Source organism: Vibrio sp. 10N.261.51.F11 (assembly GCF_041471665.1).
GTDB lineage: Bacteria > Pseudomonadota > Gammaproteobacteria > Enterobacterales > Vibrionaceae > Vibrio > Vibrio crassostreae_C.
In genome coordinates this window covers 131192-142839 of the sequence record NZ_JBFROW010000003.1, presented here as the reverse complement: position 1 = coordinate 142839, position 11648 = coordinate 131192, and the positions used below count along the sequence as shown (strand labels likewise).

At 39.5% G+C, this 11648-nt stretch carries 10 protein-coding genes and 1 tRNA gene; 6 read left to right on the top strand and 5 right to left on the bottom strand.

The features are described 5' to 3' along the window. Nucleotides 1-54 precede the first annotated feature (54 nt). On the bottom strand, nt 55-285 hold the full coding sequence (locus AB4351_RS01145) for a helix-turn-helix transcriptional regulator (protein ID WP_102393890.1): 231 nt from the start codon (nt 283-285) through the stop codon (nt 55-57). Between the two features lie 100 nt (nt 286-385). Here AB4351_RS01145 and AB4351_RS01140 point away from each other — a divergent pair, with 100 nt between their 5' ends. From AB4351_RS01140 to AB4351_RS01130, 3 genes are read left to right on the top strand one after another with little or no spacing between them, the layout of a single operon-like run. Further along, complete coding sequence (locus AB4351_RS01140; protein WP_102321027.1) at nt 386-622, top strand: hypothetical protein; 237 nt, start codon at nt 386-388, stop codon at nt 620-622. Next, nucleotides 615-1826: an Arm DNA-binding domain-containing protein gene (locus tag AB4351_RS01135; protein WP_372124843.1), complete on the top strand. Its 1212-nt coding sequence runs from the start codon at nt 615-617 to the stop codon at nt 1824-1826. The genes AB4351_RS01140 and AB4351_RS01135 overlap by 8 nt, the downstream gene beginning before the upstream one ends. Then, entirely contained in the window at nt 1827-1958 is a 132-nt protein-coding gene (locus tag AB4351_RS01130) for a hypothetical protein (RefSeq protein WP_017068294.1), read from the top strand. 734 nt (nt 1959-2692) lie between these two features. Here the strand turns inward: AB4351_RS01130 and AB4351_RS01125 are convergent. Next, nucleotides 2693-2769, bottom strand: a tRNA-Val gene (locus AB4351_RS01125). A gap of 331 nt (nt 2770-3100) precedes the next feature. Here AB4351_RS01125 and AB4351_RS01120 point away from each other — a divergent pair. Genes AB4351_RS01120 through AB4351_RS01110 form a run of 3 tightly spaced genes read left to right on the top strand, consistent with a single transcriptional unit; the run spans nt 3101 to nt 9438 of the window. Then, a complete protein-coding gene (locus AB4351_RS01120) occupies nt 3101-3676 on the top strand; it encodes a hypothetical protein (RefSeq protein WP_017071509.1) in 576 nt (191 codons plus the stop codon). 2 nt (nt 3677-3678) lie between these two features. Then, nucleotides 3679-6144 carry a hypothetical protein gene (locus AB4351_RS01115; protein WP_372124841.1) on the top strand — a complete coding sequence of 822 codons (2466 nt, stop codon included), beginning with the start codon at nt 3679-3681 and terminating at the stop codon, nt 6142-6144. 9 nt (nt 6145-6153) lie between these two features. Beyond that, nucleotides 6154-9438, top strand: coding sequence for a tyrosine-type recombinase/integrase (locus tag AB4351_RS01110; RefSeq protein ID WP_372124839.1), 3285 nt, complete (start codon nt 6154-6156; stop codon nt 9436-9438). Between the two features lie 6 nt (nt 9439-9444). On the opposite strand, the gene AB4351_RS01105 is transcribed toward AB4351_RS01110, so the two are convergent. From AB4351_RS01105 to AB4351_RS01095, 3 genes are all read right to left on the bottom strand, one after another. Next, nucleotides 9445-9621 (bottom strand): AlpA family transcriptional regulator, encoded by a 177-nt coding sequence (locus AB4351_RS01105; protein WP_372124837.1) that lies wholly within the window; start codon nt 9619-9621, stop codon nt 9445-9447. Between the two features lie 129 nt (nt 9622-9750). Continuing rightward, a complete protein-coding gene (gene csm6 / locus AB4351_RS01100) occupies nt 9751-10881 on the bottom strand; it encodes a CRISPR-associated ring nuclease Csm6 (RefSeq protein WP_017071513.1) in 1131 nt (376 codons plus the stop codon). Between the two features lie 200 nt (nt 10882-11081). After that, nucleotides 11082-11411 carry a hypothetical protein gene (locus tag AB4351_RS01095; protein WP_104028040.1) on the bottom strand — a complete coding sequence of 110 codons (330 nt, stop codon included), beginning with the start codon at nt 11409-11411 and terminating at the stop codon, nt 11082-11084. Nucleotides 11412-11648: the final 237 nt, after the last annotated feature.

Below are 11648 nucleotides of genomic sequence, written 5' to 3'. Positions count from 1 at the left end.
ACACCTATTGTAAAGTGACGACTAAAAACACCCTACATTTCACTCGATAAGTTTTTAGCTAATATTCCTTTTCTGATACCAAATAACCTCTGACACATCACAATCAAAGTACTGACACAAGGCATCAAGAGTTTTTGTGGTTGTAGTGTACCCTTCATCTCGGATCATTTTCGCCATGGCCGAACGCTGAATACCTATTTCGGCAGCAATTTGAGCTCCAGAGATCTTCCGTCCCTCTTCCGCTGATTTTTTATCTATAAGTTCCTTTAAGTTATATCTAATCACACATCAATTCCTAAAAGATATAATAATGTGTCTTGATAAAACACAAAAGTATAGTTAAGCTGATTTTGTGTCTTGTTAAAACACAAACAATGGAGGTCAAATGGACCAATTATTACTTACAGCAAAAGAGCTTGCAGGTCGTATCAAATTTAGCGCCAACTATATCAATTCGACTCTGCGAGATTCAATTTTCATCGAAGGTAAACACTACATTCGACCATTCAATGGTAGAAAAATTCTCTACATTTGGGAAGAGGTAGAGGCAGAATTATACCAATCTGCATCACGTAACCTTCAGTATATTCCAATGGCTGGCGGGAGGGTGTGTCATGGGTAGTATCAATTCACGTAGCGGTAAGCTCTATCTCGACTTCCGATATGAAGGTATGCGTTGCCGTGAGCAAACTGCACTGCCTGCAACTCAAGTAAACCAACGCAAGCTACAGAAACTGCTAAATCAAATTGAAGCGGACATTCGCCTGAGTTGTTTTGTATATAGTGAGTACTTCCCTGAGTCTAAGAAAGCTCAAACATTTTTGAAACAAGACATCCAAGCTCAAAAACGCAAACAGGAATTACTTGGTAATTACAAAACGGCAGTACAAGGGCTACAAGGAATTGAAACTGTCTTGTTCGAAAGCTTCGCACAGGAGTGGTACGACGAAAACGAAGTGCGTTGGAAAGAAAGCTATAAGGACGGTATGAAGATCTACTTATGGTCGTACCTTGTACCTCACTTCGGGCATTTAGACGTCGCGAAGATCTCTCGACCTGACATCTTAAAGTACCGTGCTTCTTTAGTGAAACCGCGTAACAACGGCAAAAAATTATCTGCCGAGTTCATTAATCATGTCATGACACCACTGCGCATGATTTTGAGCGAAGCCGGAGATCGCTATGATTTTCGTTCGACGTTTGAAAACATCAAACCACCACGTGTTGAACGCACTAATGTAAACCCGTTTGATTTTAACGAAGTGAACTTGTTTTTATCATCGGTACGTTCCGATTTTAAAGATTACTTCACCGTTCGTTTCTTCACCGGAATGCGCACCTCAGAGATCGATGGTCTGAAATGGAAGTACGTAGATTTTGAGCGTGGTTTAATTTCAGTTCGAGAAACGTTTGTACACGGCCGTTCAGACACAACGAAAACGGTGGGTTCAACAAGAGACATTCAAATGTCATCTGTTGTACTTAAAGCTATAAAATCCCAATACAAAGTGACTGGTACTAAGGAGTATGTGTTCTGCAATGCAGCTGGAAACCCTTTAGATAAAGGTAACGTCAGAGACCGAATCTGGAAGCCGACACTTAAAAACTTGGGAATGGAATATCGCCGCCCTTATGAGACTCGACATACGGCTGCAACATTATGGTTAGCAGCCGGAGAAGCACCTGAGTGGATAGCTCGCCAAATGGGCCATACCACTACAAAAATGCTGTTCACAGTTTACAGCCGATATATACCAAACCTAACCAGGCAAGACGGCAGTGCTTTTGAAAAGTTATTAGATGCTAATTTAAATGGAGGAAAGTAAATGGCTTATTCACCTCTAGCTATTCACTGCACCAGTTTGTGCTGTGACATTCTTCAGGCTCAGCGTTTTCAGAAAATCTCTCATCAAGATATTGATTGGCTATACGATGAAATTTACGAACTTATCAAGTAACGTACTGAACTGTGGCCAGATAAATTCCATCATGAACATGTCTTTATTGATTCAGTCACGCGCGGTGTACTAAAAGCACTACATCTATGTAAAGACAAGCCAAATAATCGAGATGCCAGTTGGCTGTTGATTGCAATGCAATCACGGATCAGTTTTTCTTTGAAGCAATTGCATTAATGAGAGCTACTCAAAAAAGAGCCAAATGAACCCATGTTTATTTGGCTCTTTTCTATTTCCCATTTTTGAACATTTCCATACTCTGCTTGAATCTACCCTCACCTACAACTGGCGCCTAGTTCACCTTGAAATAACTCATCAGCCATCACCCGTTAACAAGAACACTATAATTTGTTGCACACCCACTTCACTGGCCGCACAAAGTTAACGTTGATAACTTGAGCCTAAGTTCTATAGTAGTTTTGCATTAACCGTAGTGCTGGACCCTTCAAACCGCACCAGACTCAGATTAACGAGAGCATTCTTTTTAAAAATGTGCTGATGACTATTTCTTAAATGTTCTGTTACTCCCAACTGTAGATGCTTAGAAGGTTGTCACAGCATGGTCACCACGCGGTCACAAATCGAGTTTGAGAGATATGAGTCACTTAGCTCATCCAATAATTATTCAACGGGGAGGCAGACAAGAATGATGCTATTTAAGGTACTTTCCAGAAACGCAGACACAAAAAAGCCCACGCTAGGTGGGCTTTTTGCTTGTTCAGAAAGAACGAATTTGGTGCCCGCTACTGGACTCGAACCAGTGACACCTTGCATGTCATGCAAGTACTCTAACCAACTGAGCTAAGCGGGCGATGTTCTAGTTTCTTATTACTACCATTGTGACAAGCTCAATAGTTATGCAATAAAAACAAATAAGGAATGGTGCGTCCGAGTGAACTCGAATCACCGACCCCCGCCATGTCAAGACAGTAGCTGTGTAAATAGAAAATCTACATGAACATCCTAAATTCATGCTGTCCACCGAAAAAACAGACACTTAACCTAGAATATTTTAAATCAGTGACTTAGGTTTTGTTATGACGAAATGTTTTATGTATGAATTTGGGCACACTCTTGTCACATCCATATACTACAATTAGTTAGGTTTAAAAATTTCAATTTGCGACTACGAGATCTAACATTTGAGCGATTTTATATCTAGACTTGAGAAATACGACGCTACCCTGCTCTGCAACGTAGAGCTCTCTCACGTTAATCTTTGTGACATATCTATCGACCCTGATCTCGCAGAAATCATCGCGGAGTCAAATCCCGTTTCAGCCTTAAAGTCAAAGTCGATTGCATCAAAAAGTACCCAGGCTATGAGCAACCTAGTCGCTTTGCAATCTCCAATTTGGGTCTATAAAAAACGAAATCATTACTATCTCGTATCGGGTCTTTTCACTCACTTTCTACTTATAAATACGATTAATTCCGAACAGTCACTCACTAGAAAAACACCCGTTATCTTGCTCACTAAAAAGCCTCAAAACGACATTAAACGGCTCATATTTTTGTCCGATTTAACCACCCAATTATTAAAAAAGCTGTTTATCACAAAAGAAAAAACTGTGAAATTTTTCTTAGAAAACTGGTTCCCTAATGATGAGGCAAAAGGTAGCTATCTAACAAACAAAGAGTGGCAAGTAATTTTTCCAGAGCTAAAAACTAAGAAAGAACTAGCCGCCATATTGAATACCTCAAATCGAGATTTATGACCATGAGAGAGTTCATTTCTAGGCAAAATTTATTAGATGAACAATTGAATTTGAGCGATGATGAATTCGAAAGATTGTATGATTTTCTCACTTTAATTGAGTGCCCTATTTCATTCAGAGCGCTCAACGAAGTACTAAGTAACCTACTCGAAATAGCACAACAATATCCACACTTTTTCGAAACCGTTTTTCTCATTTCAAAAAACGATTTAGTAAGTTTTATTAAGGCAATTGCTGATTCAAAAATCTCTAGCAAGGACGACTTTTCAAACCATCACTTTGAACGGGGCTGGTGCCAAACCCACGTTATTTTTGCTTTGCTTGCACAATACAAAATGTTCTTTTCAACTTCTAATCGTGCTGTTTTTACTCTCACCTTTCTATCGCACTTCTTTGAACATATGGAAACGATTTTCAAGATTGAAAGAGAAGAGGAAGTGACTAGTGCTTTTCGTAATCTAAACCGAAATAAAACATTTAACTTACCCAACTTCGCTGGGGTAACAACCAATGAAATTGCTGACCGATTCGACACCTTGCGTAAAACCAATACATACGAAGGATCGATTAACAACCAACTAAGGCAACTCTGCAACTTCTTCAATCTAAATTGGAAAAATAGGACTAAAAAGAAATCGTCAACACGTGCGGTATTGAGACAGCGATTCAACAACAAACAACTCGAGCGTGTTATAGGTGCTAGCAATGATACCTATACAAGTATCGCAAATACTCGAATTGACAACACTAAATCGGGTATTGAACAAACCGAAGCCTTTCCTTCGATGAGCTTCGTAAAGAAAGAGTCCACAATAGACAGAAAACCGGAACATGAAATTCCAGCAATTAAGCAGATTAATGAGAACTCATCCCGTCAAACACAAATAACAAACATCTCCAAAAGTATTCAGCGCGCCCACAATTCAACTTCTCTTGATAAAACCATACTGCAGATTCACGACCTCTCTTTTCTACTTTTTCAACTAAATAAGAAAAAGAACTATCGTAAACTTATCGGAGTTGTTGAGACGAATGTGATCTGCAAGTTGCTTACTGCTTCACTTTACCTATCGAGACCGATAGCAGATGTTTGCTCTTTAAAGATTCTCGATAAACACTCTGAAGATGGTGAGGGCTTTGTGCGGATTGATAACACTTGGCACTTTAAGGCTGCATTTGTTGATAGTCTCACAGTCGCCGAATACTCTAGCTCAAGTGAGTTAATAAAAATCAGTGACTATTCACTCACACAAGTACCCGAGTTTCTAGTTTCTATATTGGATTTCAATCAACGAAATGCAGGTCCGTTGTTTAATAAAATATCTAAAAGCAGGTATCGTGAGAGCTGTGCAACATTCTTGAAGAACCTATCAGAAACGCACGCCGTCAGAATCAGTCTTAAATCAATTCAATACTTCAGTCTTAACTTTAACGAAGCCAACCAATTAATCGACTCTGTTATTTTCGATTTCGCTTTCAATCATACCACCTACAAAACACGAGCTAGTCGCCACTATACTCAATATTCATTTATGGAAATGAGCTCAAGTATCTTTTATTTCTGGCAAGCTATCGTTGATAGAGTAACCTCTTTAGGGTTTATCCCCAGTATTAAAGTAGGAAATGTAAAACTCATTGATTATCTAATTACTTGTGACTGCAATGTTGTTGGTTCTAGGTTTTTACCTTCTAAAGCGTTCTTTCAAAAGCGTTACGCATCTCTTCAAAGAAAGCTGGCTGGGTATAACCAGCTCGAAATACAGTCTTCGTATGACAAATTAATCCAATATCATAATGATTACGTGTTTTACGTAAGCTCAATGCTGTTAGCAATGACAGGTTACCGCGCTGTTTATAACCCTCTCCCTTCTTTAAATTTAAGGTTGAGTCGTTATAAAATGCTAATGATCAGCGATAAAGATGACGTAGACTTCACCCACGCACGCATTATTCCACTCGCTGAAAATCTGGATAAACAGATCAAGCATTATCAAAACCACCTCAAACAGCTAACTAACATTCTTCATGTACTACAACCTGAAATAGCATTCCACGCCAAGAAGCAAACAGAAGAGTTGACTCAGTCATTATCAATTAAGCAGTCTGAAGCAACAAACTGGTTCTCAGAGATTAAAAACTCAAAAATATACCCCGGTGTACTTTTCTATTTCATGGAAAACCGCCACGGTATACATATGAGGAACGTACACCCAGCTTGGTTAAGTGAACAAGAAAATACAGACTACCCTCTCAATGCAACTCGACACTACTTGAGAACCTTTTTAACAAAGAGCAACCTGCCACCAGAATCGATAGCCTTCACTATGGGACATTGGTCCACTGGTGAAGCTCCTCTTGGACGTTATTCAACCTTCGACTTCAACGAAGCATGCAGGGCCGTCAGTCCAATAATCCAAGGTATGGCCAATGATCTGAATTTAACTCCAATTCGCTCGCTGTTGGCCTAAGGAGCCTGTATGCCACCTTCAATAGACCTTAAAAGATTAATTGCAGAGGCTTCAGTAGTATTTAAACAAGATATTGAGAATATATTTGTCCTCGATACAGAAAAGGCAGCAAAAAAGTTAATAGAGAAACTACACGCCCTAATCACTAAATTACTTGTGGTCACTTATGATAAAGAAGCAAAATCTGACGCCATCACAATAAAATCACTCAATGTGCTCCAGTCAAAACTCGATTCGAATATAGATGTCCAATCCCTGCAGCGGAAAATTTTACAACTCTATTTGGTGTTGTTGGAGCGAGAGTTCCAGGTTACTTCTCCCCCTTTAGGCTCATTTACTGAAATTCGTAGGGATAAGCCTATAGTTACGCCAGGAAATATTTTCAAAGCCTCGTTAGCTGACAAACTCTATTCTCAACTTGAAGCAGAGATCAAGAAACCCACATTATCATTGTCTTCAGAACAGTCATTAGGGAGGCTTGCTTTATGGCTATTTTTAAAAGAAGGATGTGTCAATACAAAGGATATATCAGCTCTAATCACCAACAACCAAGACCTATATCGAACTGAACAACTAAGTTATTTTTCTGGAAAGCAACAATATTTTCTGTCACCAGTCGCTGAAGCCCTTCTAGTTTTACACCGAATTTCATTCATAAATATGAAACATTACAATCAGTCTAGGCTATTGATTAAAAAGGCAATATTGCATCAACATGAGTACCACCTCACAGCTCCTACTCTTGTTCCTGAGTTGGCTTCACGACGAAGCTTAGCAGAGTTAACATCATCAAAAATCATGTGTTGTATCAATGATTACTGTCATCATACTGCAGCTATACCTAAACAATATTCTTTGAATCTTTCTGATATTCGCCAATGTCATCGAATCGAAACGGTGCTAACTCAGAGTCCTATCGATTTTAGGATCCAATCTAGCCTACTACAATCGACACCGTTAACTCGTTCAACAATGAAACGCGTATTCCTCGATAAGATTGATGTCTTCAGAAAACCACCAGCGAGATTAACAAACCAGGCCGCAACGGTTAGACAAAGCACCGCATGGAAAAAGAACCATACCTCTTACAATAATATTACTGAGCTAAGTAGCGATGAGTTAGTGCGCATATTGCATGGCTTCTTGGACCTATTGAAGACATCGAAAAACACTAGAAAGGAACAAGCCCATCAAGGGCGGCTAATCAGGAGGGGGCTTTTTGAATGGCTTGAAGCCGAAAATAACGCTAGTAAATATCCAGTAGTTTGGGTTCTAGTCAGTTGGATGTATCAATTGCTTTATCGGGGTGACATAGGGAAGAAAGTACTCACTTTTAGTACCATTCGCGATTATGTGAGAACCTTCGCAATCCCATTCATAGCAGAATTCAATTACTGTAACCTATTCACAATGGATGCTCTAGAGTGGGCAGAAAAGTTGAATATCGTTGCGGAGGGAATCAACTCAACTAAAAGGAAATCTTTCGTCCTCTACTTTGCTGATTTTGTCGTGAGTTCTCAAATTGTGCCCGAACTATGCTTCTCTGATTTAGATATAACAACATCTAAATCAAATGTCAGTGCTAACTTAATCACAATGCACGAAGCCGATGCTGTAACATCATTTCTCAACAAAGATAGTTTAGAAGCTGAACTTGCTCTTGTTGTATTTTTACTTGGATTTTACGGCGGCTTGCGTAGAGGCGAAATTGGAGGGCTACAACTTAATGACTTTCATTTGAACGACCACGGCTACCTTCAAGTACATATCAGACTCAATAAGTATCGATCCTTAAAAACTGGAAACAGTGCTCGCAACTTACCACTAGATTGCTTGATGCCTATTCACTGGCAAAAGAAGCTCATTTCATTTATCGACAAATCCAAACTTGGCTCTCAAAAGGCAAATGCTCTAATTTTTCAGGATCCTAAAAGACTAAAAAACGCATTTACATTACTTACTGTCGTCTTAAAAGAGATCACCCAAGACGATAAACTTAGGTTTCATCACCTACGGCACAGCTTTGCAAATTGGAATTGGTTATTAATCAATTTCAATCGCTACCCTACTAATAACCTCCCTCTGCCATTGCAGCACAATTTCTTCTCGGCAGATAGGCAAAACCAGCTATTTCATCGCTTGGGTATATGCACTAATACAAGGAAAAAGGCATTTGTACTATCACGTTTACTTGGACATGGCACCATTGAAACGACATTCAGCTCTTATATACACCTAGCCGCCCTTCATATTTACTTATTAAATAGGAGGCGAAATGAGTCTCCCCTTCACTTATTGCAGTATAGTATTGATTACACAGTAAAACTCGATAACAAGAGTATGAGGCCAATCCGAAATGGCAAACCGCTGGCTCTTTATCATGACGCACTACCAATGACTATGGTTGGAAAATCCAAGCCCGACCTTGAACGATCTCTTGAGCTACTTATTAACAAAGAAGAGAGAAAACCTTCGTCGAACAGTGTTCCCATTGCTGACGTTTTTAAAGGCATTTCCCTATTAAGTTATGGTTACTCTATAAAACAAACCGCAGAATTAACAAAGATATCTGCACAGCTCATAACTCGGATTGCACTTAGACTGGAATCACATGGCGAGATTTACACGAGAAGATCCAAAAACACCCTTCCTGAGTTTTGCGGCATAAACAGGCTAAATCAATATCAAATAGATCAACTCAACTTTTTTATGCAGCAATTTGATAAATCGTTGCAGTCAGAGGCGCTACGTAATGCCAAGATCAACCTATCCCAAGTAACCAAAGCGCTTCACCACTGTGTAGGGGCTAAAGGACACTTAGTTCGAACGCATGATATAAAGACCGTCGCATTCTTACTCAAAACCATGAAAGTGATTGGCATTAAGGATGAGCACGTAAGAATTAAATGGCATTTTTCTCATAAACTAGCGTCCGATGAAATAACGATTGATAAAGTCATTTCTCATTACCGATATTGGGAACAGTTAGTACAAAGCCGAGTTGGCTTTAATGCCACAACTATTGAAGCAGTTATCCCACATAGATATGATCGGTTATCTCAAAAAATGACAGCAATTGGTGTCGATATACACCGTTCGGATGAAGCTAAGTTTCTTGGCTATCATGAAAAAGGAAACATTAGCATCCACCTGCTTCAGACCAAAAAAGAGAACCGTGATTCACTCACAAGAGAATTTAGGAAACTGGTGCCTATGAGCCCACAGCGAAGCAGGTCATACATTACCTTTCTTCAATTACTGGATGTTTATTTGGATGTGATCCCTTTCGACTAGCTGCAATCATCGCTGCTTTAAACACTCTTTCATCCACTCTTCTACATCACTGTCGATCCAAGCAACGGCCCTCTCCCCTATAGGTACGGGCTTAGGAAATGAGCCCTCACTCATCTTTCGATAAATAGAAGACCTACTTAAAGCGGTCTTTGTCATGACTTCCTTTATTTTCAGAAATCTCATTGATGTACCTTATTTATGCTTACTCACAAAGAAGATACACCATGCCATCAAAGATCCTATTATCACACCTGCGTTAACGCACTAATGTTAAATGGATACAAGGTTTTCAGACCAAACATTTGTTTAGCGTCAGACAACCAGCCCATCTACCTCAATAGTAATACCACTATTGACACTATAACTCGCACCGGCTTTGGCACCATCAGAGTGCACTTTGATTTTTTCCACGATATCTGGAACTAAACGCCCTTCTAACGTTTTATGGAATGCACTTAATGACTGACGTACAAAGTCTTTCGTCAATTTAGGTGTCAATTCAAAATCATTCTGACGCCACTGCCCCTCATCTTCTAAACCCATGCTTTTGTACAAACGCACGTCGGCTTTCATTGAGTCTAATACTTCTAAATATTCACGTGTTTGGTCAACGTCTTCTTCAAATATTCGCCCCAACGTTTCCGTTCTCATGGCTTTTTTGACGAAGAATAAGTAAATCGCTAGCGCTTTAGCTGTAAGTTTTACAGGTACACCAGCCACATCTAATGTCTTATCCTTGGTCGAAATTTTTACTTTAATTTCCGAGCTATGTGCACTATTCAAAGCTGATACAGTTTTTGAAAACGAATGGCTTTGCATTTGGTTGTAAATTGACTCATCAACCTGACGACGCATTCTTACAAACGGGATTTCAGCCAGGGTGACATTAGCGTCCTTGGTGTTTACGACCTTTTTTTTATCTCTCCCGACGATGTACTTGTCGTAAGGAGTTGGGTAATAAAATTCACTCACAAACTCAAAATCATCGTCTACGAACACATGACTCAGCACATCTTGCTCACGGCCATACAAAGACATTGCGTAGCCCATGTAAAAAGCCATTGTCTTTCGTCCGCCAGCAATTGAAGCATGAATCGCAACATCGTCATTACGAGTCAGCTCCTCTACTTTCTGTGTAATAAAGTCAGCCATGACGACTTGGTCTGCTTCGGCCTTTGCATCATCTAACACATTGCCTTCTTCATCAGAGATCAACCAAATATTGTCAGAACTAAACTTAATGTCTGGAAGTTGATAATCTTGTATTAACTTGTTCCAATGACCATCTTGAAATAACCCTTCTTCTAGCGTTAGCTTAGAGTTAGCGGTAGTAATCACAAATACTTCATCAGGCATTGTTTTACCTTGATGATTCAATGCAAACAACGTTTCAGTTAGGACTTGAGGACTTGCGCCTGTTACGGCTACCAAAATATTTTTCAAAATAGGCTCACTAAGTTATTTGGTCTTGTATGAAAAAGAAGGACTTAATAGTTATGCTATCGTCTAGATACCATAAAATTCGTCACCATCTGTTTGGTCTGTTTCCTGATTGATAATCTTTCCACAGCCTAAACACTCTGGAGTTAAGTCAGTTGGCATCATGATTATCAAACCACAATGTGGGCATATATCACCTTGTGTTAGCATACACTCAGCTCCCCAAACGCTACAATGTAGCTACCGCCCCAGCCAGTATTGTGCTCTATACAAACACCATTGCGAACTTTCAGCATGCTACAAAGCTGCTCTACCGTAAGTTCAACATCAGAAATATCAAAGCCAACAGCTTGAGATAATTCATTGTTGATATAAACAAACTCACCAGCTTCTAAACAAAAACCGAATAGAAACGTCGGATCTTCCTCAAGCTTATCCCAACTCTGCACGCCCTCTCCTGCAATTTGAACTCCAGAAAACGGGGCGAACAGCGGTGTCTCATCACCTTGAATTTTTACCAATTGTATCGTCATATGCTCTAAACCCTTGTTTGTTCGAACGCTATGATAAAAGTTAGATAATTCAGATTGGTATTCTTAAGCTTATGAATGCTCAAAATGAGAAACTCCCTGCGTGTTTGAGCTGAGAGTTTATAGAAAGAGTCATATTTGGGTAAAGTAGCTAAGAAGTTTACTTGCAAAACCTATAGATAAAAGACACTAATCGCACCCTTAGCCACAGTGATACTTTTGTCATATACAAACCAAAAA